Consider the following 22,962-nt stretch of genomic DNA (forward strand, 5'->3'; position numbering starts at 1 on the left):
GAGATACAGAAAGACCTTTCATGACCGCACGCAAGATCATCATCGACACGGATCCCGGCCAGGACGATGCCGTTGCCCTGCTGCTGGCGCTGGCCAGCCCGGACGAGCTGGAAGTGCTTGGCATCACCTGCGTCGCTGGCAACGTGCCGCTATCGCTCACGCAGAAGAACGCCCGCATGATCTGCGAAGTCGCCGGGCGCAGTGATGTGCCGGTGCTGGCGGGCTGCGATGCGCCACTGGCCCGGCCGCTGGTGACGGCGGAACATGTGCACGGCAAGACCGGTCTTGATGGCCCCGAGTTGTGGGAGCCGCAATTGCCGCTGACCGACGGCCATGCGGTGGATTTCATCATCCACAACCTGCGTCGCCATGCCCCCGGCTCGGTCACCCTCTGCCCGCTGGGACCGCTGACCAATATCGCGACGGCCTTCAAAAAGGCACCCGACATCATCGACCGGGTGCAGGAAATCGTGCTGATGGGCGGCGCCTATTTCGAAGTCGGCAATGTCACCCCCGCCGCCGAATTCAACATCTACGTCGACCCCGAGGCGGCCGAGACCGTCTTTACCTCCGGTGTGCCGCTGGTGGTGATGCCGCTGGATGTCACCCACAAGGCGCTGGCAACCCGGCCCCGAGTCGCTGCGATCCGCGCTTTGGATACTCGCGCAGGTCATTTCACCGCCGATATGCTGGATTTCTTTGAACGGTTTGATGTGGCCAAATACGGCTCCGAAGGCGGGCCGCTGCACGATCCCTGCGTCATCGCGCATCTTTTGCAACCGGATTTGTTCTCCGGTCGTCACGTGAACGTTCAGGTCGAAACCGGGTCGGAGCTGACCCTTGGCATGACCGTCGCCGACTGGTGGGGCGTCACCGACCACGCGCCCAATGCCATGTTCATGGGGGATGTGGACGCGGACGGCTTTTTCGCCCTGATCACCGACCGTCTGGCCCGGCTATGAGCGCCGCCCTGCATCTTGCCAAGCCCGAGCATCTGGGCAAGCTGCTGCCGCTGGTTGCTGCCTGCCACGAGGAGATCGGCCGCGACAGCAGCGCCGAGCAGCGCGAAGCGGCAATCGCACCGCTGCTGGAGGGCATGCCTTATGGGGCAGTCTATATCATCGGCCCCACCCGTGCGCCGATTGGCTATATCGTGGTCACCTTCAGTTGGTCGGTCGCCTTTGGCGGCATGGACGGTGTGGTGGATGAGATCTACATCCGCCCCGCCGTACGCGGCCGCGGCATTGCCACCGAAGTGCTGACAGAATTGCCCAAAACCCTTGCCGAAGCAGGGATCACGGCGCTGCATCTCACCGTCGATCAGGCCAATGAGCAGGCACAGCGCCTTTACGCCCGCGCCCGTTTTCAGCCGCGCGAAGGCGAGATACTGATGAGCAAGAGACTCATCCCCTGAGGCCCCAAACAGCGCATCAGGCAGGTTTTCGCCACTTTGGGCGTGTCCTTCGGATTTTTCCCAAAAGTTGATCCAGAACAGATCGGGGCGCTGAAATCGGCGCAATACTCCCCCTCAGACCACTGACAGGAGATGTCCGATGAAAGCAAAGCTCACCGCACTCACCGCTGCTGCCGTTCTAGCCCTGACCGGCTGCGAGAACCTGACCACCGAACAACGCACCGTCGTTGGTGTCACCGGCGGCGCCGCTGCCGGTCTGATCGCCGCCGAGGCGCTGGATGCCAACAAGAACTGGCGCATCATCGCTGCCCTTGCCGGTGCGGCAGCTGGCACCGTGGTGGCCCAGAACCAGGCCACAAACACCTGCGCCTATGCCCGCGGCGACGGCACCTATTACGAAGCGCCCTGCCCGTAAGGCCATCACAAGCGATTTGAAATAACGCCCCGTGCGACTGGCTACGGGGCGTTTTCAATAGAACAAGTGCCCCAACCATGATGGCGCAGCCTGTGTCAGCAGAGAAGATGTAGCGCGGGAACATGCACAGGAGAGCTGTGCGAACTTCTGAACTAACTTCTGGCGATCTTCCGTCTGCGCTCCTGAAAGCCGACAACAGCCAGATTTGTCGCCAACCCCAAGGCAGATGCGATGGTAAAGCTCTGCTCGAATGGCACCGAAAACACCGTGTCAGCCAGGGTGATGTAGATCCGCGCGGTAGAGACGGTCAGCCCCAAGGCAAAGGCAAGCCGCATCCAGCGCATATGTAGCATCACCTCCCTGCGCCGAATTGCGCGATAGGCGAGGATCATTGCCGCCACCATCGACAGGCAAATGGCGTAGGTGACGCCTTGGGTCAGAAATCCGCCCAATGCGGGAAAGACGATCACCATATGCATCACCCCAAGGCTTGAGACGAAGCCACTTGCGATGAACAGTTTCCCAAGCTCCTGTGTAGGCCCGGCCACCTTCGCCGCAGACCTGGCGAGAATTGAAGAGGGCCGACAAGGAAGAACAAGATCCCCGCAACGAGATGGACTGCGGTGCTCCAGGGATGTTCGGCATAGCGCAGATCGACGAACGCAAGCTCTCCGTGGGGCTGAACCAGGAAAGAAAGACGCGAGACAGAGTCCCGCAACACCGGCCAGCACAGAAGATAGAGAAGCGCGACTTTCAAAACGATCCCGGCCCCTTGGAAAAGAAAAAGCCCCGCCAGACATGACGGGGCCTTTCGCAGTCTGTCAACCGAGACTTATTTCAGGATCGAACGGCCTGCGTATTCGGCCACTTCGCCCAGCACTTCTTCGATGCGGATCAGCTGGTTGTATTTTGCGAGCCGGTCGGAACGCGCCAGCGAGCCGGTCTTGATCTGGCCGCAGTTGGTAGCAACCGCGAGATCAGCAATGGTGGCGTCCTCGGTCTCGCCCGAACGGTGCGACATCACGTTGGTAAAGCCCCCGCGGTGCGCCATGTCGACGGCCCGCAGGGTTTCGGTGAGCGAGCCGATCTGGTTCACCTTCACCAGCATCGAGTTGGCCGAGCCGCGCTGGATACCTTCGGCCAGACGCGCCGGGTTGGTCACAAACAGATCGTCACCCACCAGCTGCACCTTGTCGCCGATGGCGTCGGTCAGGGCTTTCCAGCCGTCCCAGTCATCTTCGCCCATGCCGTCTTCGATCGAGATGATCGGGTAATCGTTCACCAGCGCCGACAGGTAAGCGACGTTTTCATCGCTGGACAGTGTCTTGCCTTCGCCCGACAGGACGTATTTGCCGTCCTTGTAGTATTCGGTCGCAGCACAATCGAGCGCCAGATAGATGTCCTCACCCGGGCGGTAGCCTGCCTTCTCGATGGACTTCAGAACGAAATCCAGCGCTTCACGAGTCGATGCGATATTGGGGGCAAAGCCGCCCTCGTCGCCGATCCCCGTGCTGAGGCCCGCTGCGGTCAGCTCTTTCTTCAGGGTGTGGAACACTTCGGCGCCCATGCGCACGGCGTCACGGATATTCTCCGCTGCCACCGGCATGATCATGAATTCCTGAATGTCGATCGGGTTGTCGGCATGTTCGCCGCCGTTGATGATATTCATCATCGGCACCGGCAGAACCCGCGCCGAGGTGCCGCCCACATAGCGGAACAGCGGCTGGGTGGTGAAATCGGCAGCCGCCTTGGCCACGGCCAGCGATACGCCCAGAATGGCATTGGCGCCCAGACGGCCCTTGTTGGCGGTGCCGTCCAGCTCGATCATCGCGCTGTCGATGGCAACCTGCTCGGTCGCGTCAAAGCCGACCAGCTCTTCGGCGATCTCACCGTTGACGGCGGCCACGGCCTCCAGAACGCCTTTACCCATGTAACGGCTCTTGTCGCCGTCGCGCTTTTCCACCGCTTCATGGGCGCCGGTCGACGCGCCCGAGGGGACAGCGGCGCGGCCCATGGTGCCGTCTTCGAGGATCACATCAACCTCAACGGTCGGGTTGCCCCGGCTGTCAAGGATTTCGCGGGCGTGAATGTCGATAATGGTGCTCATCGGTCGGTTCCTGACTGTGGCAATTGATTGCCAGCGTCATAGCAGCCGAGGGCAGATTGTAAACCGGTTCCGTTATCGCTAACGCGCCTTTATTTCACCGGTTAGGGCTAACAATTCGCTGTTTGCGCCAACAGTTTTGCAGCTGAGTCGATGTGCCTGATCAGGCCGCCGCCGGAACGGCGCGGGCCAGTCGACGTTCGCGCAGGAAGGTATATAGGCCAGAGGCGATGATCAGCCCGGCCCCGGCCAGCGTCATCGCATCGGGGCGTTCGTTGAACATGATGACACCCGCCAGCAGCGAGAAAACAAGCCGCGTATAGCGGAAAGGCGTCACCGCCGAAGCATCCCCGACCCGCATCGCCGTAACGATGCCATAGTATCCCAACACGCCGAACAGAACCCCGCCCAGCAACATCAGCGTTTCGCCCCCTTCCAGCGCCCGCGCCTCTCCGGGCGTCAGCACCAAGAGCAGCGCCGCAGCCGGAATGACGGCTGCAAAGGCCTGAAAGCTGACCACGGTGGAAGGCACCGCGCTGTCCATCACCCGGGTCAACAGATCCCGCGCGGCAACCGCCCCAACCGAAACCAGAACCAGCAGGGCCGCGGGTTCAAATCCGCTGAACCCCGGCCGGATGATCATCAGGACCCCGGCGAACCCGAACAGAATCGCGCTCCAGCGGCGCCATCCGACCTGCTCCCCCAGAAACAGCGCCGCGCCCATGGTGATGACCAAAGGCGTCGCCTGAAACACGGCGGCCACAACGGAAATATCCACCAGCGCCAGAGATGTGGCAAAGCTGACCGCCGCCAGCGCCTCGGTCAGGGCGCGCAGCACCGGCCTCCGGCGCCAGGCGCGCGGGGCAAAAATCCGGTGCCCCTGCACTTTCGCCAGAACCGCAAAGACGCTGCCGCTGCCCAGCCCCAGAAGGATCAGGATCTGCCCCACCGGAAGCTTCTCGGACAGGGTCTTGATGAACATATCCTCCAGGGTGAAGGCTGCCATCGCTCCGATGACCAGAAGAATACCGTTGATGTTGTTCATGCGCGCGCCCTTCCTGTGCCTGGCCCCCGCGATAGGCGCCCTGCAAATCCGGGCATGCCCAGCATTGCCGCCACCGGCAAGCGGTTTCGCGACAGGATGACGCAACATGTTGTGATGTTAATCATCACGCATCGTGATGAATGTAGCTTGTCAGCTCTTTTTTGTCGGCACGCCGTAGAGTTCCAGCTTGTGCCCCTTCAGCTGGTATCCAAGCTTGGCCGCGATCTTTTCCTGCAGCGCCTCGATCTCGGGGTCGCAGAATTCGATCACTTCGCCAGTGTTTATGTCGATCAGGTGGTCATGATGCTCGCGGTCCGCGTCCTCGTAACGGGCGCGGCCGTCGCCAAATTCCAGCCGGTCCAGAATGCCGGCCTCTTCGAACAGCTTTACCGTGCGGTATACCGTGGCCAGGGAAATCCCGGCATCCAGCGCGCTGGCCCGGGCGTAGAGTTCCTCCACATCCGGATGATCATCGCTGTCCTGCAGGGCGCGCGCAATCACACGGCGCTGGCCGGTCATACGCAGGCCCTTGGCCTCGCAGCGGGCGATAATCGATTCTGCCATCGCAGTCCTCTCCGTTTCTGGGCTCCCTGTGTAACGAACCAAGCTCGGGGCGCAAACCGTCAAATCACCTGTCGTGCCCATTGACATTCCGGGCCGGGGCCTCCATTTGGGCGTCAGGCATCCCTCCCTGCCGCGTGAGCAGAGACAGCCCGGTTGCACCTGAGGTGCAGGCATTCCCCGGCGTCTTAGTGATATGCCCGTGTTCCCAAAATCACGCGTGGGGCGTTTGCAGAGGCCAGCGGCCTGGCATCCGGCCAGCCCCCGCCAGAGGTCCCTGCCCCACCCATCTCCGCAATCTGGGACGCGGTCCCGGAGCTGCGGCACCGGTCTTTTGCATGATGCGAAGGCCGCGAAAGGACGACAAGTGACTGAATTTTCGACTATGGGGCTGCCGCAGCAGCTTCTCGCCCGCATTGATGACATGGGTCTGAAAGATCCGACCCCGATTCAGGCGCGCGCCATTCCCCATGCCCTGAACGGCGAGGACGTACTGGGTCTGGCCCAGACCGGCACCGGCAAGACCGCCGCCTTTGGCATTCCGCTGATCACCCGCATGCAGGACTACGGCCGCAAACCGGCGGCCAAGACCGTGCGTGGTCTGGTACTGGCACCGACCCGCGAGCTGGCCAACCAGATCGCAGCGACCCTCAAAGGGCTGACCGAAGGTTCCCCGATGAAGATCGGCCTGGTGGTCGGCGGTGTTTCGATCAACCCGCAGATCCAGCGCATTGCCCGGGGCACCGACATTCTGGTCGCCACCCCCGGCCGTCTTCTGGACATTCTGGACCGCAACGCGCTGGATCTTGGCTCCTGCGATTTCCTGGTGCTGGACGAGGCCGACCAGATGCTGGACCTCGGCTTTATCCACGCCCTGCGCAAGATTTCGGCCCTTCTGCCCGAAGAGCGCCAGACCATGCTGTTCTCGGCGACCATGCCGAAACAGATGAACGAGATCGCCAATTCCTATCTGCAGCGCCCGGTGCGCATCGAAGTGACCCCTCCGGGCAAACCGGCGGCCAAGGTCACCCAATCGGTGCATTTCATCGCCAAGGCGGAAAAGCTGAGCCTGCTGAAAGAACTGCTGACCGAGCACAAGGACGAGCGCACGCTGGTCTTTGGCCGCACCAAACACGGCATGGAAAAGCTGATGCGGGTGCTGGACAAGGCCGGTTTCGCCGCTGCCGCAATCCACGGCAACAAGAGCCAGGGTCAGCGCGAACGTGCCCTTGCCGCCTTCAAATCCGGTGAGATCAAGGTGCTGGTGGCCACCGATGTGGCCGCGCGGGGTCTGGATATCCCGGACGTAAAATACGTCTACAACTACGAACTGCCCAACGTGCCGGATGCCTATGTGCACCGCATCGGTCGCACCGCGCGCGCGGGCAAGGACGGTCAGGCCGTCGCATTCTGCGCACCGGACGAGATGGATGAGCTGAAGGCGATCCAGAAGACCATGAAGATCACCATTCCCGTGGCCTCGGGGCGCCCGTGGGAAGTGCTGCCTGATCCGGCAGCCCCCAAGGGCCGCGGTGGTCCGGGCGGCGGCAAGCCGGGCGGACGCCCCGGTGGCAACCGTCGGCGCCGTGGTGGTGGCGGCGGTGGTCGCGGCAAAGGTCAGGGTGGCGGTCAGCGCAGTGGCCAAGGCGGCGGACAGGGTGGCAGCGGACAGGGCGGAGGCCAGCGCCGCCGCTCCAGCTAAGCCAAAGCTGCTAACAGATCAGAAGACTCGGAAACCGCCGCGCCATTGCGTGGCGGTTTTCTTTGTGCGGCGGATGCCTAACCGGCGCGCCGCAGATCCGCCCAGACCGGCAGGTGGTCCGAGGCAATGTGCGCTGGCTGCGCCTGATGCACCCCAGCCCGCACCACCTCCAGACCTGTGCTATGGGCAATTCGGTCCAGCGCGCCAAGCGGTCGCAGCGCCGGAAAGCTAGGTGCAGGCGGCAGGAACCGCATCATTGGCGCCAGCCGGTCCAGAACCGAGCTGCGCGACCAGTCGTTGAAATCACCGCCCCAGACCGTCGGCATATCGGTCCATTTCGCGCTGTGTTGTGCCAGATGCCGCACCTGCGCCCGCCGCGCCCGCCCGGTGAGCCCCAGGTGCGCGCCAACCACCCGCAAGGGGCCGATGGGGGTGTCAAAGGCCGCCCAGACCGCGCCGCGCGGCTCCAGGCCTGGCAGGTCGATGTGGCCCTTGTCGCGCAGGGAAATGCCCTGGCCCTTCCAGATCACCGCATTGCCGTGCCAGCCCAGCGATCCGGCACCGCCCAGATCCACATCCTGCCAACCCGCCTCGTTCAGAACGAAATGCGGCAGCGCCGCGGGCCGGGGCGGCAGACGCTTGTCCGCCTCCTGCAACAGCACGATCCGCGCGCCCATGTCCTCCAGCACGTTCAGGATACGGCGTGGCTGGCGGCGCAGGTCCAGACCAACGCATTTCTGAATGTTGTAACTGGCCAGACGCAGGGTGGTCACGGGCATGAGGGCTCCTTTCCCTGCCAGTGTTCATCGCCCGCAAAGCCGGTGCAAGCCAAGATCGCCTTACCTGCGTCAAGGCGCGCACGATTGCAGCCAATTTTGGCGAAACGTCTTGCTTGACAGTCCGTTACCTCCCGGTGCTGATGCGCCCATGACAGAAAAAAGATCCATGGACGCCGCGGGCGCCCTCGCCCTGACCGGCTTTGCCGCCCTTCTTGGCTTCAATCAGGTGGTTATCAAGATCGCCAACGGTGGCTTTGGCCCGGTGTTCCAGGCAGGCCTGCGCTCGCTCATCGCGCTGGCGGTGATCCTCTTGTGGGTCTGGCTGCGCCGCTCCCGGCTGCGACCCGAAGGCGGCATGCCAGCGGGCATTCACGGCTGGGGCATCGTGGTCGGCCTCTTGTTCACGGGCGAGTTCATCTGTCTGTTCTGGGCGCTGGATGTCTCATCCGTGTCGCGGGTGACGATCATCTTCAACTCGATGCCCGTGTGGCTGGCGCTGGCCGCGCATCTGTGGCTGCCGGGAGAACGCTTGAGCGGGCTGCGCGTTGTTGGCCTAGTGCTGGCGATGGGCGGTGTGGTTCTGGCGGTGCTGGACCGGGATGCCAGCGGCGCTTCGGTTCTGGGCGATGTGCTGGCGCTGATCTCGACCCTGTGCTGGGCCGGGCTTGCCTTCTGCGTGCGGGCAACGCCCTTGTCGCGGGTACCCGCGGTGACGCAGCTGGTCTACCAACTGGCGGTCTCGGCCGTGCTGTTGCTGGCGCTGTCGCCGCTTTTCGGGCCGCTGCTGCGCGCACCCGAGCCGATCCATATCGCAGGCGTGCTGTTTCAGGCCATTGCGATTGCCAGCCTCGGATACCTGCTGTGGTTCTGGCTGTTCACCATCTACAAGGCCGGCTCGGTCGCCTCCTTCAGCTTTCTCTCGCCGGTGCTGGCGGTGGTGATGGGCTGGCTGATCCTTGGCGAGAAACTGTCATATGAGGTCTGGCTGGCACTGGCACTGGTGGCGGCAGGCGTCTTCCTGATCAACCGCCCCGACAAACGCACCACAATCGGATAAGCAAGCTCTCCCGCCCGTCGCGGAGGCATCACAGATGTATCCGCTCCCGTTGGGTCTGGCGCGCCATGGCGCGCGCGCCGTGCGCAGCACGGCGCCGGGCCCAAGGGGGAGAGCGCCTCCGCAAGGAGGCCGAGCCCGCGCGGGAGCGCGGCCCCTGCTTCTCTGCCTTAGGTGCCGCAGAAGGTTGCTGCGACCACCTCTTCAGGGCGCGGCGGGTTTTTCAGCTCCGCGTGCTCTGGCTGATCCTCAAAGGGGCGCGCCAGCACCAGATTGAGCCGTTCAAACGGCGCCATGTCGCCATCGACCGCGGCCGCTATCATCTCTTCGATACGGTGGTTGCGCGGTATGAAGGCCGGGTTGATCTGCCCCATCAGCGCCTCGGGGTTTTCCTCTGTCTCAAGCCGCTGCCGCCAGCCCATCGCCCAGCTGTCAAAGGTTGCCGGATCAAGGAACTGGTCACGGGCATTCTCACCAGCTAGCGCCCGGAAGGCGTTGGTGAAATCCGCCCGCCCCGCCGCCATACGCTCCAGCAGATCCTCGATCAGCGCCATGTCGCCCTCTTGCGGCGTGGCGATGCCGATCTTGGCGGCAAAGCGACTGAGCCATTCGCGCTCGATCACTCCGGGCATGGCATGCACGATTTCGGTGGCTTCCTCGACGCCTGCCTGCGGATCGTCCAGCTGCTGGATCAGCGCCGTGGCCAGCTGCGCGAGGTTCCAGACGATGATTCCCGGCTGGTTGTCATAGGCATAGCGCCCCATCCGGTCGATCGAGCTGAAAACCTGCGAGGGATTGTAAACGTCCATGAAAGCACAGGGGCCATAGTCGATCGTCTCGCCCGAGATGGAGCAATTGTCTGTATTCATCACCCCGTGGATAAAGCCCACCGACATCCACTGCGCCACCAGCCGCGCCTGCGCATCGCGCACCGCGCGCAACAGGCCCATGGGACCCTGCACGTCGGGATAATGGCGATCAATGGCGTATTGCGTCAGCCGCTGCAGCGCCGCGACATCACCGCGCGCAGCAAAGATCTGGAAGGTCCCCACCCGCAGATGGCTTGTCGCCACCCGCGTCAAGACCGCGCCGGGCTTGGCGCCTTCACGCCAGACGGGATCGCCGGTTTCTACTGCGGCCAGCGCCCGCGTGGTGGGTATGCCAAGCGCGTGCATCGCCTCGGACACCACGTATTCCCGCAACACCGGCCCCAGCCAGGCCCGCCCGTCGCCTTGCCGCGAATAGGGCGTACGGCCTGAGCCTTTGAGCTGGATATCCCGGCGCTTGCCGTCGCTGCCGATGGTTTCGCCCAAAAGGATCGCGCGCCCATCCCCCAGCTGCGGATTGAAGTTGCCGAACTGATGCCCGGCATAAAGCTGCGCCAGCGGATCGGCCCCCTCGGGGATGCGGTTGCCGCCGAACACCTCGGCCATCTCCGGCAGATCGCCCGGGGTGATCCCCATGAGCTGTGCCAAATCGTTGTTGAAGGCAAGCAGGCGGGGCGCGGACACCGGTTCCGGCGCCTGTTTGCTGTAGAACTGAGGCGCAAGCTGCGCGTATGTGTTGTCAAAGGGGATGTGCAATGTCATGGCCCAAACATATGCGGCAAGGCACGGATTGCCAGATCAAACAGGCATAAGACAGCAGGAAAGAGGCGCGGATGACGGCGGATCAGATCATCGAAAAGCTGAAACTGGAACCCCACCCCGAGGGCGGCTGGTACCGGCAGACCTGGGTTGCCGAGAACGAAGGACGCCCCACAGGCACCTGTATCTATTTCCTGCTCAAAGCGGGGGAAGCCAGTCATTGGCACCGCGTCGATGCGGCCGAGATCTGGCTGTATCACGCAGGCGCGCCGCTGGTGCTGTCGCTGTCCGAAACAGATGAAGGCCCCGCCACAGATCACCTTTTGACCCCGGATCTGACGAAGGGCGCGCCGCAGCTGATCGTGCCCACAGGTCACTGGCAGGCTGCCCGCACGACCGGAGACTATACCCTGGTCAGCTGCACCGTGTCGCCTGGGTTCCAGTTCGAAGGGTTCGAGCTGGCCGCGCCAGAGTTTGATATTCCGCGCGAGTAACCCAAGGGCAGCGCCCGAGCCTGGGAGGGAGCGCATGCGCCCTCCCGTGGGGAGGGTCGGGCGCTGCCCGGCCGCACACGTCCGGGCGAGACATCTCAATCTGGCCAGTCCTTCGCCACGCTGAGCTGCGGACGGTCCCTGCCCCTTTGCAATCGGCAGGCATTTACCCCTCGCCCGGCACGCTCACCACACCACCGCCGACACAGGCGCGCACGCCTGTGGTACCGGGACAGGAGGTCGGCATGCCCCGCGCCACCCGCACCGCCAGATGGGCAAAGGCCTGCGCCTCCAGCATATCGCCATCAAGGCCAACGTCCTCGACCGGCTTGACCGGGCAATCGAGCGAGACCCGCAGCATCTCCATCAGCACCGGGTTCTGCCGCCCGCCGCCGGTGACCAGCACCATCTCGGGCGGCTCGGGGCAATGCTCCATCCCCTGCGCCACGGCGGCGGCACACATGGCGGTCAGCGTCGCTGCGGCATCCGCATCGCTCAGCTCCCCGACCAGCTCTACCATTTCGGAGAAATCGTTCCGATCCAGTGACTTCGGCGGCATCTTTGCAAAGAACCCCTCAGCCAGGAACAACTCCAGTGCGCCCTCTTCGACCTGCCCCTTGCGGGCAATCGCGCCATCCTTGTCAAACGGCAACCCCAACCGCGCCTGCAGCAGATCGTTGAGCGGTGCATTGGCCGGCCCGGTGTCAAAGGCCAAGAGCGCGCCGGGATCTTCGGGTCGCTCGAACCGCGGGTCCACATAGGTGAGATTGCCGACCCCGCCGAGGTTCAGAAAGCATAGCGGGCGCGTCGCGCCGATGTATTTGGCGCAGGCAAAGTGGAAGAATGGCGCCAGCGGCGCGCCCTCACCGCCGAGGGCCACGTCATCAGAGCGGAAATCCCAGATCACGGGCCGTCCCAACGCCTCGGCCAGGGCCGCGCCATCGCCCACCTGCAGCGTGCCCTGTCTGCGCGGCGCATGGGCCAGGGTCTGACCGTGAAATCCGACAATCTGCGCGGCGGGAAACCCGGACAATAGCTCGGCATGGACCTGATCGGTCAGAACGCCTGCGGCCTCAACCTCTGGCCCTGACCAATGGCCAAGCCCCGCGCGCAGCACCGCGCGCTCCGCCTCGCTGTAGGGGCGGTAACCACTGTCGCCAAAAGCAAAGATCCGCTCTCCGTCGGTCTCGACCAGCGCCGCATCAACGCCATCCAGCGAGGTGCCACTCATGGCGCCAAGCGCGATCACCCTACCGGTTTTTGCAATCGCTCGTGTCATTTCCCTGCCCTTCAGCCAGATCAACCGGGCCCGCCTGCCTGCAGACTGCCCAACGCGCATGGATTTTCTGCGCAAAAGCAGGTTCCATGTGCCCCTTTTGCGTTTTATACACCACGTCGCAATAGACAAGCCGAGGCATGCCATGACCTATCATCCCAAATCGGATTTCATCACCGTGATGATGGAGCGCGGGTTTCTCGCCGACTGTACGGACTATCAAGGTCTGGACGAGGCGCTGATGACCCCTGGCCAGTCCGGCTATATCGGCTTTGACGCCACCGCGAAATCGCTGCACGTGGGATCCCTGATCCAGATCATGATGCTGCGCTGGCTGCAAAAGACCGGCCACAAGCCGATCACCCTGATGGGCGGCGGCACCACCAAGGTGGGCGACCCGTCGTTCCGTGCCGATGAACGCCCGTTGCTGACGCTCGAACAGATCGACGACAATATCGCCGGAATCAAAAAGGTGTTTTCGGCCTATGTCGATTATGGCGACGGCCCGAATGGCGCCATGATGATCAACAACGACGAATGGCTGAGCGATCTCAACTACCTTGAGTTCCTGCGCGACATCGGGCGGCATTTCTCGGTCAACCGGATGCTGTCCTTTGAAAGCGTGAAATCGCGGCTGGACCGGGAACAATCGCTCAGCTTCCTCGAATTCAACTACATGATCCTGCAGGCCTATGACTTCCTGGAGCTGAACCGCCGCTATGGCTGCATCCTGCAGATGGGCGGCTCGGACCAGTGGGGCAATATCGTCAACGGCATCGACCTGACCCGCCGGGTGCTGGATCACGAGATCTACGGTCTGACCTCGCCGCTGCTGACCACTTCGGACGGCAAGAAGATGGGCAAGTCGCAGAACGGCGCGGTCTGGCTGAACCCGGATATGCTCTCCCCGTATGAGTTCTGGCAGTTCTGGCGCAACACCACCGATGCGGACGTAGGCCGGTTCCTCAAGCTTTACACCGAGATGCCGCTGGACGAATGCGAGCGTCTGGGCGCGCTGGCCGGGTCCGAGATCAACGAGGCCAAGGTGATCCTCGCCAATGAGGTGACCACCCTGCTGCACGGCGCCGACGCGGCCGCCGCTGCCGAGGCCACCGCACGCGAGGTGTTCGAGAAAGGCGGCGTCGGGGACGATCTGCCGACGCTGACCCTAACCCCTGCCGATCTGGGCGACGGAATTTCGATCGTGCAGTTGATCGTGAAATCGGGCCTGGCGAAATCCGGCAAGGAGGCCAAGCGGCTGATCTCCGAGAATGGCGCGCGCATCGACGATGCCCCGCTGAGCGATGCAGGCCTGATGATCGACGCGGGCGCACTGGCCTCTCCGATCAAGCTGAGCGCGGGCAAGAAACGCCACGCGCTGGTGCAGTTGGCGGACTAAGCGCCACTGGCTATGTGATGAAGAACGTTAAAGAGGCAGGGCTTCCTGCCTCTTTTTTGTTGCTGCCTGCGCTGCTCTGCCTGCCGTGTCGGCCCTTCTCCTCCCACGGGAGTGGGAGTGCCCCGTTATTGAGCGCAGAGCACACCGCACCCGGCGGCAGGGCTAGAAGAACAGAAACTCCGCCAGCGTCAGCAGGATGAAGACCGGAACCGACAGGCCCGTCGCCACAAGAAGGGCTGCGGTCTTGGTGATCCGGGGGCTGGGGGCGCATCGGCCCAGAACCTGGGACTGTTTTTTCATGCGCCCCATTAACCCTGAATTAGGTTTCCACTCGGTAAACATATAGGCATGTTTGATTTCATTCCTGCCGAAACGGCCCAGACCTCGATCCAGCCCGGACGGCACAACACCTTGCCCCAATCCGAAGAATTTCTGCGCGCGCTGCGGGCGACCGGGCAGGATCCGTTGGTCCTGGAGCGGATGAACAATACCACCGTCCTGCGGCAACGGTTCTGGGGCCGCATCGACGTCGCCATGGTCAACCGGGCCACGGTGCACAAACCCCTGCGCCTGCTGGAAATGCTGCAGGAAGAAGGCCTGCGCCGCACGCCGGTGATCCTGTCACCGGAAACCCCCACACCCGAACTGGCCCGCCACGGCGCGGTGCCTCTGATGGGCCCCGCCAGCGTCGCCCGGCTGAATCTGGCGCCCTGCCCCGATGCCCGACGCGCCGCACTACATCAGAAATGGCGCAACCGGCTGAAACACGGTGAATCTCAATCCCTGCGCCTGACGCGGCAGAACATGCCGGTGGATCCGACTCACTGGCTGTTTGCGGCCGATCAGGCAAAGCAAACCGAACGCGGCTATCGCAGCTGGCCCGTCGGCCTGACTCTGGCCTATGCGCAGGCCAATCCCGGCACGGCGAAACTGTTTCAGGCCTTCGAGGGCAAAGAACCTGTGGCGGCGATTCTGGTGCTGCGCCACGGGGAGCATGCGACCTACCACCTGTCCCACAGCAGCGACCGCGGCAAACAGCTGTCGGCCCATAACCTGTTGATGTGGGAAGCGATGAGCTGGCTGTCCGCCCAGGGCTGCAAAACGCTGGATCTTGGCGTTATCAACACCGAAGACGCGCCTGGCCTCGCCCGGTTCAAACTTGGCACCGGCGCCGACCTGCACCGTCTTGGTGGCACCTGGATTTTCTGGCCGCCGATGGGTCGCCTGCTGGCGCCACTGGCGCGGCTGGACCGGCGCATGATGACGGCGGGTACCGCTGGACAGATCTGATCCCCCATGTTTATTTGAACACATGTTCAGATACTTGGAGGACCCCTGCTCATGAAACTTGACCAGACATGCGCGGTAATCACCGGCGGCGCATCCGGCCTTGGCGAGGCGACTGCCCGCCATTTTGCAGAAGGCGGTGCCAAGGTTACAATCCTTGACCGCGACGCCGAGCGCGGCGAGAAGGTCGCGGCCGAGATTGGCGGCTTTTTCGTTCAGACCGATGTCACCGACGAAGACTCGGTTGCCGCAGCGATTGCCTTTGCTGCCGAGAAGATGGGCCGGATCTCCGCCTGCGTGAACTGTGCCGGCATCGCCTATGGCATCAAGACCGTCGGCAAGGACGGCGCACATCCGCTGGATGCCTACAAGCGCACCATCGACATCAACCTCGTCGGCACCTTCAACGTGGCACGGCTGGCGGCGGTAGAGATCGCCAAGAACGACCCCGAGCCCGATGGCGCCCGTGGCGTGATCATTAACACCGCGTCCATCGCGGCCTTTGACGGCCAGAAAGGCCAGGTAGCCTATTCCGCTTCCAAGGGCGGTGTCGTCGGCATGTGCCTGCCGATGGCGCGGGATCTGGCGTCCTCGGGCATCCGGGTAATGACCATCGCACCGGGCATCTTCATGACGCCGATGCTGGCCGGTCTGCCCGAAGAAGTGCAACAGCAACTGGCCGCCGATGTGCCGAACCCACCGCGGCTTGGCGATCCGGCGGAATACGGCCGCCTCGCAGGCTTCATCGTCGAGATGGGATACCTCAATGGCGAAGTGATCCGCATCGACGGCGCCCTGCGTATGCGTTAAAAACAGCGGATTAACAATACGTTAATCTGAAATATTAAAGGGGCGCCGTATCAGGCGCCCCTTTTCTTGTGGCAGTCTAATTACCGCACCTCCGAATGAATAGTTAACGATAAGATGCTGATTTTAGACAATGTTTCGCACACGAAACAAATCCGCTCAGGCATCGCCCGCCTTTTCCTCCAGCTCCAGCCACTCTTCCTCTGCTGCAGCCAGTTTTTCCTGACGCTCTACAAGGGCTTCGGTGGCTTTCTTGAACTTCACCGGCTCACGCGTGAACAGTTCGGGATCTGCCATCAGTTGTTCCAGCTTGGCAATCTCCTGTTCCAGCCGGTCGATCTCTTCCGGCAGGGCCTCCAGACGGTGTTTTTCCTTGAAGCTGAGACCTTCCTTCGGCGCCGACTCCTGCTTGGGCTTTGGCTTGGAAGGTTTTGACTTTTCGACCTTTTCCTCCGCCTCTTTCGGCGTGCGTTGGGACAGGTAATCGCTCCAGCCGCCCGCATAAGCCGTGGCGCGCCCGTCGCCCTCCATGGCGATGGTGGTGGTGGCAACACGGTCCAGAAAATCCCGGTCGTGGCTGACCAGCAGCACCGTGCCGTCATAAGCGTCCAAAAGCTCCTGCAGCAGATCCAGCGTTTCCACATCGAGATCGTTGGTCGGCTCGTCCAGCACCAGAAGGTTGCTTTGCCGCGCCATCAGTCGGGCCAGCAACAACCGCGCCTTTTCCCCGCCTGACAGGGAGCGCACCGGCGCCCGCGCCTGCCGTTCATCGAACAGGAATTCCTTGAGGTAGCCCACCACATGTTTGGGCTGTCCCCGCACCATGACCTGATCGGCCTTGCCGGAAATCCCCAGCGCCGGATCCGTTGTCAGGTTTTCCCAGAGGCTGGCATCGGGATCGAGCTGATCGCGGGTCTGATCGAACAGGGCAATCTCCAGATTGGTGCCAAGGGTAACGCTGCCCGCGTCCGGCTCTTCCAGCCCCAGCAGCATCTTCAGCAGCGTCGTCTTGCCCGCGCCGTTGGGTCCCACAAAGGCGACGCGATCGCCGCGCTGCACCTTCAGCGAGAAGTTCGAGACAATGGTCTTATCATCAAAGGCCTTGGAAAGGCCCTCGGCTTCGATCACCTTGCGGCCTGACTTGGGTCCGGCATCCAGCGCCAGTTCGGCCGCGCCCTGGCGTTTAATCTGCGACGCGCGCTCGGCCTTCAGGTCCTGCAGCGCCCGCACCCGGCCCATGTTGCGTTTGCGCCGGGCCGAAATACCTTCGACGGCCCAGCGGCTTTCGGATTTGATCAACCGGTTCAGCTTGTGCCGCTGCTGGTCTTCTTCTTCCCAGATCTTGTCGCGCCAGGCCTCGAAGGCGTCAAATCCCTTTTCCTGACGCCGCACTTGCCCCCGGTCGACCCACAGGGTGGCGCGGGTCAGCGCGCGCAGAAACGCCCGGTCGTGAGAGATCAGCACGTAGGCCGCGCGGGTGGATTTCAACTCCCCTTCGAGCCAGGTGATCGCCTCGATGTCCAGATGGTTGGTCGGTTCATCCAGCAGCATCAGATCGGGCGCTTCGGCCATCAGCTTGGCCAGGGCCGCGCGGCGCCGTTCCCCGCCCGAGGCAGTCTCGACCGGGCGCGCGGGATCAAACTTCAACCCCTCGCCCGCGCGCTCCACCCGGTACATCTCGCCCGGCTCCAAAGCGCTGGCGGCGAAATCACCAAGCGTCGCAAACCCGGTCATCTGCGGGTCCTGCTCCATATAGCCCACCGATTTACCTGGCGGCACCACGATGCTGCCCTGGTCCGGTTCGACGAGACCCGCCATCACCTTCATCAGGGTGGATTTACCCGAGCCGTTGCGGCCCACAAGAGCAACCCGGTCACCGGGTTGCACCACGAGGTCGAGATCGGAAAACACCGGATCGCCACCAAAGGTGAGCGATATGCCGGACATCTGCAAAAGAGGAATTCGTGCCATGAAAGCCAGCTAAACCGGCCCGCGCGCGCCGTCAACGCCGACCACGGCTGGGAGCCGTGGAAATCGGCTACACCGGGGCTGCCACAGCGCGCAGCAGGCGTTTGCGCGTCTCCGGGATGGCACCAACATCGACGCCGGTAAAGACATGCAGCGTATTGAGCTCCTCATCCACGACCGCGTGATCGCTGACCCAGCCTCCCATCAACAGATAGGTCCGCAACAAAGGCGGCATATGGCGCAGGGCCACCTTCTGGTCGGGCACGCGCGCTGGGAGGCAGTCAAACCGCACCACCTGCGGCGCCTTGATCACAGGCTGCCACATGCCCGGCGCCAGATGGCGCTGCCTCAGCAGGGCAAAAGTGTCGAGATAGGGCGCAGCTTCCGTACCTGCGAAGGAACTGCACCCGAAAAGCATCCGGATATCTTCGGCGTCCACCAGGGCGGTGATCGCCCCCCAGGCGATGCGCAGGATGTCTGCATCCCCGGCGCCTTCCCGAATGCAGAACCGCCCGACCTCGGCCATGCGCCCCTCATAGGAACTGAGCCGGGACAGGTCATAGTATTGGGCTGCATAGCTTTGGGGAATGTCCTGACCGCTCTCCAGCGTCAGCATCCGGAAACACCCAATCAGTGCCCTGGTGTCCCGCTCTTCGACCAGTATGTGGCGGCAGCGGGAATCATAGGGATCACGATCCAGCTTCACAGTACCAAAGCATTGGCTGCGCAACTCTTGCGCCGCGTGAAGATCCGCATCTGTCCCTGCGAACCGGGCCAGATAACGGCCTTTGCTGAGGAGTGTTTCCGTCAGGAGCGTTGCAGACTGCGCCATTGCCGATCCCCCATGTGGCGGCCAGACCTCTCATCCGGCACCCCACCCGCGTTTCCATAGGGCGCAGTCAGACTAGCGCCCCCAGATCACAACCGCACGACAGACACCGCAGCCCATGGCCACCACTGTTTACTGGTCGAGGATTGCATCCGGGGAGAAGTTGCCCAGGTTGCCGATCAACTGACGCAGGAAGGTCTTATCTTCGATGCTGGAGGATGTGACCCGGCGCTGCAGCGGGATCACCCGGCCATCCTCAAGCCCGAAACGCTGGATGCCGCTAACGACGCCGCGCGTGTCAAAGTTGACCGCAACCAGTTCGCGGGACACCGGTTTGGGCTCTGCAGCGCCATAATGGCGCATCCGGGTGGACACATAGTAGTAGCCGCTTTCGTTCAAAACACCCGAAGAAGACGGGATGCCAATGGATTCGGCAACGGAGTCCCGGCTGTCCACGCCGACGACCACTTCTGCCAGATCTTCCTCGGTTGGCACATAGCCGTGCTTGCGATAGCTGGCCGCGCAGGCGGTCAAGGATCCGCACAGCAGCAGTGTCGCCGCCAGCTTTGCCGCTGATTTCAGCTTGATTGACTGTGCACCCATGATGCCCCCCGAAAGACTGCCGCGACCCCGGCTTGATTACGCCGCCCATCCCGATTACCTAATGCAGCCTTCTGGTTCAAGAAACGAAAGTTTGCAAAATGGCTGACAGCACTGCTTTCCGGGTCGCGGATCTGCCGCAGAACGCCCCGACGCCCTTTGATATCCGCCCCGATGCCGAAGCCCTGGCTGACTTGGCGCGGGATCTGGAGGTCAACAGCCTGCGCAAGCTACGGTTCGAAGGCGAGATCCGCGCCAGCGGGCGCCGGGACTGGGTGCTGACCGCCACCCTGGGCGCCACGGTGGTGCAGGACTGCGTGGTCACGCTGGATCCGGTCACCACCCGGATCGACCAGAAGGTGCGGCGACAGTACATGGCATCCTACGAGGAGCCGGAAGACGCCGAAGCAGAAATGACCGAGGATGAAACCATCGAACCGCTGGGCAGCAGCATCGATCCCTATGAAGTAATGATTGAGGCACTGACCCTGGCGATTCCCGCTTACCCGCGCAAAGAAGGCCAGGAACTGGGCGAAGCAGTGTTCGCTGAACCGGGTGTTAAACCCATGCGCGACGAAGACACCCGCCCCTTTGCCGCCCTTTCGGCTCTCAAGGAACAGTTGAAAGGCGACGACTGACGGTAAATGAGGCGGAAAAATACCGTATGGTGAACTTCCTGCTGGTACTGACGCCCCGCCTGCCCTAAAAAACCGCTTGCGCCGCAGAGGATTCGCAGTATTTTCGCGCGCTCATCGGAATTTTTGGTTGGACATCGGAGAGGCTGCGGCCTACACGCACGTCACACCGATCACGACAAAACAATGAAATCGCGCGGCGGGGATGGCCCCAAGGCGCCAAGCAGACAAAGGTTGAGACATGGCCGTCCAACAGAACAAAGTATCCAAATCGCGCCGCAACAACCGTCGCGCGCACGATGCCCTGGTTGCTGCAAACCCGAACGAATGCTCCAGCTGCGGCGAACTGAAGCGTCCGCACCACGTGTGCCCGTCCTGCGGCCACTACGACGATAAAGAAATCGTTGCAGCGAACGACGAAATCGACATGGATGAGGACGCGGCGTAAGCCCTCCTTTGATCACATAACGCCAGGCAGGCTTTACCTATGACGGGCAAACCCGATCAATCCAAAGCGCAGACTGGTAAAATTGTGATTTCTGTCGATGCCATGGGCGGAGATGCCGGCCCTGCCGTAGTGGTGGCCGGTATCGCGAAATCCGCCGAGAAGAACCCGAATATCGGATTCATTCTACATGGCCCCGAAGACGAATTGGCACCTTTGGTTGCCAAACGGCGCATCCTGGCGGATCGCGTCGTTATTCGTCATGTCGACAGCGTTGTCACCATGGACGACAAGCCCAGCCAGGTCATGCGCAATGGCAAGGGCACCTCGATGTGGTCCGCATTGGACGCCGTGAAGAACGGCGAAGCCGCCGGGGTCGTCTCTTGCGGCAATACCGGCGCGCTGATGGCTCTCAGTATGCTGCGCCTGCGCAAGGTGCCGGGCGTCAACCGCCCCGCGATTGCGATTCTCTGGCCATCACGCAACCCGCAGGGGTTCAACGTGATGCTGGATGTGGGCGCCGATGTGCGCGCCGACGCGCAGGATCTGCTGCAATACGCGCTGATGGGCACCTCCTATACTCGTAATTCCATGGATATCGCCCGCCCGCGCGTTGGCCTGCTCAACGTCGGCACCGAGGAACACAAGGGCCGCGCCGAGCTGAAAGAAGCCCATGCGCTAATCGCTGAAAATGCCGGGATCGCCGATTATGAATTTGTCGGCTTTGTCGAAGGCAGCGATATCCCCGGCAATGTGGCAGATGTCATCGTCACCGACGGCTTTACCGGCAATGTGGCGATCAAGACCGGCGAAGGCACCGCCAGCCTGGTCCGCTCGGCCTTGCGCGAGGCCTTTGAATATTCCTTCCTGTCCAAGATCGCGGCGCTGCTGGCCTATACCTCTCTGTCGCGGCTGGCAAAACGGATCGATCCGCGGCGCGCCAATGGTGGCGTGTTTCTGGGCCTAAACGGCACCGTGGTAAAATCCCACGGCGGCGCCGATGCCACCGGGGTATCCGCCGCGGTGAAACTGGCCTTCCGTCTGGCCGAGCAGGGTTTTGCCGAAAAACTGGCCGCGCGGGTTGCATCCGCCGTGGAGCTTACCCAAGATGCCGCAGGCTCCGACGACGACGACCGGATCTCAACAAAATAAGACCAAGAAGGCAGTCACAGAATGACGCGACGTGCAGTAGCTGTAGGCACCGGCCATTATCTCCCTAAACGCGTGGTCGAAAACGCGGAATTCGAAGCCACCCTGGACACCACGGACGAATGGATTCGCTCCCGCTCCGGGATTGAACGCCGCCATTTCGCCGAAGAGGGCGAAACCACCTCCTCGATGGCAACCGCAGCGGCCAAGGCGGCGCTCTCCGATGCCGGTCTTGTGGCCGACGACCTCGACGCGATCATCGTGGCCACCTCGACCGCCGATCTGACCTTCCCTTCGGCGGCCACCATGGTGCAGGCACAGCTGGAAATGACCCGCGGCTTTGCCTTTGACGTGCAGGCGGTCTGCGCCGGCTTCGTCTATGCGCTCTGCAACGCAAACGCATTGATCGCCTCCGGTCAGGCTGACCGGGTTATGGTGATTGGCGCCGAAACCTTCTCACGCATCATGGACTGGACCGACCGATCGACCTGCGTGCTCTTCGGTGATGGCGCCGGCGCACTGATTCTGGAGGCACAGACCGGCGCGGGCACCAGCGATGACCGCGGGATTCTGGCCACCGATCTGAATTCGGACGGGCGCTACAAGGATTTGCTTTATGTAGACGGCGGTGTTTCCACCCAGTCGACCGGCCATCTGCGCATGCAGGGCAACCAGGTTTTCCGCCATGCCGTGGAGAAGCTGGCCAAGACCGCAACCACAGCTCTGGAACGCGCGGGCCTTGGCGCCGAAGACGTGGACTGGATCGTGCCGCATCAGGCCAATATCCGCATTATTCAGGGCACCGCCAAGAAGATGGGCCTCAGCCTCGACAACGTTGTGGTGACTGTTCAGGACCACGGCAACACCTCTGCTGCGTCGATTCCACTGGCCCTGTCGGTCGGCAAGGAACGCGGCCAGATCAAGCCCGGCGACCTGATCGTCACCGAGGCGATCGGCGGCGGATTGGCCTGGGGCGCGGTCGTGCTGCGCTGGTAGCACGGGCCAGCGCAATCTCGCAGCGCGCAATTCATTGATATTGACAGTGAAATTCCCCACCCCCTATGCTTGAGCAAACAACGGGGACTGGTATGAGCGAAAAAACTCTGACGCGAATGGATCTGAGCGAGGCCGTTTTCCGCGAGGTTGGCCTCTCCCGCAATGAAAGCGCGCAACTGGTTGAAAGCATGCTGCAGCACATGTCAGACGCCCTTGTCCGCGGGGAGCAGGTGAAAATCTCTTCTTTCGGCACCTTTAGCGTCCGGGACAAGACGGCACGTGTGGGGCGCAATCCCAAAACCGGTGAAGAGGTTCCGATTCAGCCACGCCGTGTGCTGACCTTCCGGCCCTCCCATCTGATGAAAGACCGAGTCGCTGACGGCAACCGCAGCTGAAGACGGCTGCCCCGACCGGTCCAGA

General features: G+C 62.7%; 25 protein-coding genes. 14 read left to right on the forward strand and 11 right to left on the reverse strand.

What is annotated here, in order from left to right; all coding sequences use genetic code 11:
* Positions 1-20 precede the first annotated feature (20 nt).
* From SM763_RS02035 to SM763_RS02045, 3 genes are all read left to right on the forward strand, one after another.
* Positions 21-962 (forward strand): nucleoside hydrolase, encoded by a 942-nt coding sequence (locus SM763_RS02035; RefSeq protein ID WP_065273265.1) that lies wholly within the window; start codon positions 21-23, stop codon positions 960-962.
* Entirely contained in the window at positions 959-1,414 is a 456-nt protein-coding gene (locus tag SM763_RS02040; protein ID WP_368997317.1) for a GNAT family N-acetyltransferase, read from the forward strand. The genes SM763_RS02035 and SM763_RS02040 overlap by 4 nt, the downstream gene beginning before the upstream one ends.
* Before the next feature lie 139 nt (positions 1,415-1,553).
* Positions 1,554-1,829: a YMGG-like glycine zipper-containing protein gene (locus tag SM763_RS02045; protein WP_274832009.1), complete on the forward strand. Its 276-nt coding sequence runs from the start codon at positions 1,554-1,556 to the stop codon at positions 1,827-1,829.
* 152 nt (positions 1,830-1,981) lie between these two features.
* Here SM763_RS02045 and SM763_RS02050 read toward each other — a convergent pair whose 3' ends face one another.
* The 4 genes from SM763_RS02050 to SM763_RS02065 all read right to left on the reverse strand — a co-directional run bounded on the left by SM763_RS02050 (position 1,982) and on the right by SM763_RS02065 (position 5,542).
* Positions 1,982-2,377, reverse strand: coding sequence for a DUF2306 domain-containing protein (locus SM763_RS02050; protein WP_368997318.1), 396 nt, complete (start codon positions 2,375-2,377; stop codon positions 1,982-1,984).
* 284 nt (positions 2,378-2,661) lie between these two features.
* The gene (eno, locus tag SM763_RS02055; protein WP_368997320.1) at positions 2,662-3,936 is read right to left on the reverse strand and encodes a phosphopyruvate hydratase; all 1,275 of its coding nucleotides are present in this window, start codon (positions 3,934-3,936) and stop codon (positions 2,662-2,664) included.
* A 160-nt stretch (positions 3,937-4,096) separates the two neighbouring features.
* Positions 4,097-4,978 (reverse strand): DMT family transporter, encoded by an 882-nt coding sequence (locus SM763_RS02060; RefSeq protein WP_368997322.1) that lies wholly within the window; start codon positions 4,976-4,978, stop codon positions 4,097-4,099.
* Between the two features lie 150 nt (positions 4,979-5,128).
* Positions 5,129-5,542 (reverse strand): Fur family transcriptional regulator, encoded by a 414-nt coding sequence (locus SM763_RS02065; protein ID WP_065273259.1) that lies wholly within the window; start codon positions 5,540-5,542, stop codon positions 5,129-5,131.
* A gap of 364 nt (positions 5,543-5,906) precedes the next feature.
* Between SM763_RS02065 and SM763_RS02070 the strand changes: the two genes are divergently transcribed.
* Positions 5,907-7,241 carry a DEAD/DEAH box helicase gene (locus SM763_RS02070; protein WP_368997324.1) on the forward strand — a complete coding sequence of 445 codons (1,335 nt, stop codon included), beginning with the start codon at positions 5,907-5,909 and terminating at the stop codon, positions 7,239-7,241.
* A 77-nt stretch (positions 7,242-7,318) separates the two neighbouring features.
* Here SM763_RS02070 and SM763_RS02075 read toward each other — a convergent pair whose 3' ends face one another.
* Complete coding sequence (locus tag SM763_RS02075) at positions 7,319-8,020, reverse strand: endonuclease/exonuclease/phosphatase family protein (protein WP_274832005.1); 702 nt, start codon at positions 8,018-8,020, stop codon at positions 7,319-7,321.
* 148 nt (positions 8,021-8,168) lie between these two features.
* Between SM763_RS02075 and SM763_RS02080 the strand changes: the two genes are divergently transcribed.
* A complete protein-coding gene (locus SM763_RS02080) occupies positions 8,169-9,077 on the forward strand; it encodes a DMT family transporter (protein WP_368997326.1) in 909 nt (302 codons plus the stop codon).
* Positions 9,078-9,244: 167 nt separating this feature from the next.
* On the opposite strand, the gene SM763_RS02085 is transcribed toward SM763_RS02080, so the two are convergent.
* Positions 9,245-10,663, reverse strand: coding sequence for a protein adenylyltransferase SelO (locus SM763_RS02085; protein ID WP_368997328.1), 1,419 nt, complete (start codon positions 10,661-10,663; stop codon positions 9,245-9,247).
* Between the two features lie 71 nt (positions 10,664-10,734).
* Between SM763_RS02085 and SM763_RS02090 the strand changes: the two genes are divergently transcribed.
* Positions 10,735-11,154 (forward strand): cupin domain-containing protein, encoded by a 420-nt coding sequence (locus SM763_RS02090; RefSeq protein WP_274868795.1) that lies wholly within the window; start codon positions 10,735-10,737, stop codon positions 11,152-11,154.
* Positions 11,155-11,317: 163 nt separating this feature from the next.
* On the opposite strand, the gene SM763_RS02095 is transcribed toward SM763_RS02090, so the two are convergent.
* Positions 11,318-12,430, reverse strand: coding sequence for an anhydro-N-acetylmuramic acid kinase (locus SM763_RS02095; protein ID WP_368997331.1), 1,113 nt, complete (start codon positions 12,428-12,430; stop codon positions 11,318-11,320).
* Positions 12,431-12,572: 142 nt separating this feature from the next.
* On the opposite strand from SM763_RS02095, the gene tyrS reads away from it, so the two are divergent.
* The gene (tyrS, locus tag SM763_RS02100) at positions 12,573-13,826 is read left to right on the forward strand and encodes a tyrosine--tRNA ligase (RefSeq protein WP_368997333.1); all 1,254 of its coding nucleotides are present in this window, start codon (positions 12,573-12,575) and stop codon (positions 13,824-13,826) included.
* 162 nt (positions 13,827-13,988) lie between these two features.
* On the opposite strand, the gene SM763_RS02105 is transcribed toward tyrS, so the two are convergent.
* Entirely contained in the window at positions 13,989-14,126 is a 138-nt protein-coding gene (locus SM763_RS02105; RefSeq protein WP_165832663.1) for a hypothetical protein, read from the reverse strand.
* 48 nt (positions 14,127-14,174) lie between these two features.
* Between SM763_RS02105 and SM763_RS02110 the strand changes: the two genes are divergently transcribed.
* Positions 14,175-15,116: a GNAT family N-acetyltransferase gene (locus SM763_RS02110; RefSeq protein WP_368997335.1), complete on the forward strand. Its 942-nt coding sequence runs from the start codon at positions 14,175-14,177 to the stop codon at positions 15,114-15,116.
* 51 nt (positions 15,117-15,167) lie between these two features.
* Complete coding sequence (locus tag SM763_RS02115) at positions 15,168-15,923, forward strand: SDR family NAD(P)-dependent oxidoreductase (RefSeq protein ID WP_274836804.1); 756 nt, start codon at positions 15,168-15,170, stop codon at positions 15,921-15,923.
* A gap of 156 nt (positions 15,924-16,079) precedes the next feature.
* Here SM763_RS02115 and SM763_RS02120 read toward each other — a convergent pair whose 3' ends face one another.
* The 3 genes from SM763_RS02120 to SM763_RS02130 form a co-directional block, all read right to left on the reverse strand.
* Positions 16,080-17,891, reverse strand: a complete 1,812-nt coding sequence (locus tag SM763_RS02120) for an ABC-F family ATP-binding cassette domain-containing protein (protein WP_490363255.1) — start codon at positions 17,889-17,891, stop codon at positions 16,080-16,082.
* Between the two features lie 67 nt (positions 17,892-17,958).
* Entirely contained in the window at positions 17,959-18,720 is a 762-nt protein-coding gene (locus SM763_RS02125) for a GNAT family N-acetyltransferase (RefSeq protein ID WP_368997337.1), read from the reverse strand.
* A gap of 129 nt (positions 18,721-18,849) precedes the next feature.
* The gene (locus tag SM763_RS02130; protein ID WP_368997339.1) at positions 18,850-19,320 is read right to left on the reverse strand and encodes an outer membrane protein assembly factor BamE; all 471 of its coding nucleotides are present in this window, start codon (positions 19,318-19,320) and stop codon (positions 18,850-18,852) included.
* A 98-nt stretch (positions 19,321-19,418) separates the two neighbouring features.
* Here SM763_RS02130 and SM763_RS02135 point away from each other — a divergent pair, with 98 nt between their 5' ends.
* The 5 genes from SM763_RS02135 (at position 19,419) to ihfA (ending at position 22,937) form a co-directional block, all read left to right on the forward strand.
* Positions 19,419-19,955 (forward strand): YceD family protein, encoded by a 537-nt coding sequence (locus SM763_RS02135; RefSeq protein WP_347509508.1) that lies wholly within the window; start codon positions 19,419-19,421, stop codon positions 19,953-19,955.
* A 238-nt stretch (positions 19,956-20,193) separates the two neighbouring features.
* Positions 20,194-20,400, forward strand: coding sequence for a 50S ribosomal protein L32 (rpmF, locus tag SM763_RS02140; RefSeq protein WP_065273246.1), 207 nt, complete (start codon positions 20,194-20,196; stop codon positions 20,398-20,400).
* A 39-nt stretch (positions 20,401-20,439) separates the two neighbouring features.
* Positions 20,440-21,549 carry a phosphate acyltransferase PlsX gene (plsX, locus tag SM763_RS02145; RefSeq protein ID WP_065273245.1) on the forward strand — a complete coding sequence of 370 codons (1,110 nt, stop codon included), beginning with the start codon at positions 20,440-20,442 and terminating at the stop codon, positions 21,547-21,549.
* Between the two features lie 21 nt (positions 21,550-21,570).
* Complete coding sequence (locus SM763_RS02150) at positions 21,571-22,542, forward strand: beta-ketoacyl-ACP synthase III (protein ID WP_368997341.1); 972 nt, start codon at positions 21,571-21,573, stop codon at positions 22,540-22,542.
* Positions 22,543-22,634: 92 nt separating this feature from the next.
* On the forward strand, positions 22,635-22,937 hold the full coding sequence (gene ihfA / locus SM763_RS02155) for an integration host factor subunit alpha (protein ID WP_065273243.1): 303 nt from the start codon (positions 22,635-22,637) through the stop codon (positions 22,935-22,937).
* Positions 22,938-22,962 lie beyond the last annotated feature (25 nt).

Origin of the sequence: Pseudophaeobacter sp. C1-32P7 (assembly GCF_041008775.1) — a bacterium.
In the GTDB taxonomy this organism is placed as follows: Bacteria; Pseudomonadota; Alphaproteobacteria; order Rhodobacterales; family Rhodobacteraceae; genus Phycobacter; species Phycobacter gallaeciensis_A.

Bases quoted from the DNA above. Each gene is read 5' to 3' on its own strand.
- ihfA (WP_065273243.1), top strand. From the start codon at position 22,635: ATGAGCGAAAAAACTCTGACGCGAATGGATCTGAGCGAGGCCGTTTTC.
- plsX (WP_065273245.1), top strand. From the start codon at position 20,440: ATGACGGGCAAACCCGATCAATCCAAAGCGCAGACTGGTAAAATTGTG.
- SM763_RS02080 (WP_368997326.1), top strand. From the start codon at position 8,169: ATGACAGAAAAAAGATCCATGGACGCCGCGGGCGCCCTCGCCCTGACC.
- SM763_RS02085 (WP_368997328.1), bottom strand. From the start codon at position 10,663: ATGACATTGCACATCCCCTTTGACAACACATACGCGCAGCTTGCGCCT.
- tyrS (WP_368997333.1), top strand. From the start codon at position 12,573: ATGACCTATCATCCCAAATCGGATTTCATCACCGTGATGATGGAGCGC.
- SM763_RS02060 (WP_368997322.1), bottom strand. From the start codon at position 4,978: ATGAACAACATCAACGGTATTCTTCTGGTCATCGGAGCGATGGCAGCC.
- SM763_RS02105 (WP_165832663.1), bottom strand. From the start codon at position 14,126: ATGAAAAAACAGTCCCAGGTTCTGGGCCGATGCGCCCCCAGCCCCCGG.
- SM763_RS02090 (WP_274868795.1), top strand. From the start codon at position 10,735: ATGACGGCGGATCAGATCATCGAAAAGCTGAAACTGGAACCCCACCCC.
- SM763_RS02110 (WP_368997335.1), top strand. From the start codon at position 14,175: ATGTTTGATTTCATTCCTGCCGAAACGGCCCAGACCTCGATCCAGCCC.
- SM763_RS02045 (WP_274832009.1), top strand. From the start codon at position 1,554: ATGAAAGCAAAGCTCACCGCACTCACCGCTGCTGCCGTTCTAGCCCTG.
- SM763_RS02135 (WP_347509508.1), top strand. From the start codon at position 19,419: ATGGCTGACAGCACTGCTTTCCGGGTCGCGGATCTGCCGCAGAACGCC.
- SM763_RS02095 (WP_368997331.1), bottom strand. From the start codon at position 12,430: ATGACACGAGCGATTGCAAAAACCGGTAGGGTGATCGCGCTTGGCGCC.
- SM763_RS02035 (WP_065273265.1), top strand. From the start codon at position 21: ATGACCGCACGCAAGATCATCATCGACACGGATCCCGGCCAGGACGAT.
- SM763_RS02075 (WP_274832005.1), bottom strand. From the start codon at position 8,020: ATGCCCGTGACCACCCTGCGTCTGGCCAGTTACAACATTCAGAAATGC.
- SM763_RS02120 (WP_490363255.1), bottom strand. From the start codon at position 17,891: ATGGCACGAATTCCTCTTTTGCAGATGTCCGGCATATCGCTCACCTTT.
- SM763_RS02115 (WP_274836804.1), top strand. From the start codon at position 15,168: ATGAAACTTGACCAGACATGCGCGGTAATCACCGGCGGCGCATCCGGC.
- SM763_RS02040 (WP_368997317.1), top strand. From the start codon at position 959: ATGAGCGCCGCCCTGCATCTTGCCAAGCCCGAGCATCTGGGCAAGCTG.
- SM763_RS02150 (WP_368997341.1), top strand. From the start codon at position 21,571: ATGACGCGACGTGCAGTAGCTGTAGGCACCGGCCATTATCTCCCTAAA.
- SM763_RS02130 (WP_368997339.1), bottom strand. From the start codon at position 19,320: ATGGGTGCACAGTCAATCAAGCTGAAATCAGCGGCAAAGCTGGCGGCG.
- SM763_RS02125 (WP_368997337.1), bottom strand. From the start codon at position 18,720: ATGGCGCAGTCTGCAACGCTCCTGACGGAAACACTCCTCAGCAAAGGC.
- SM763_RS02065 (WP_065273259.1), bottom strand. From the start codon at position 5,542: ATGGCAGAATCGATTATCGCCCGCTGCGAGGCCAAGGGCCTGCGTATG.
- eno (WP_368997320.1), bottom strand. From the start codon at position 3,936: ATGAGCACCATTATCGACATTCACGCCCGCGAAATCCTTGACAGCCGG.
- rpmF (WP_065273246.1), top strand. From the start codon at position 20,194: ATGGCCGTCCAACAGAACAAAGTATCCAAATCGCGCCGCAACAACCGT.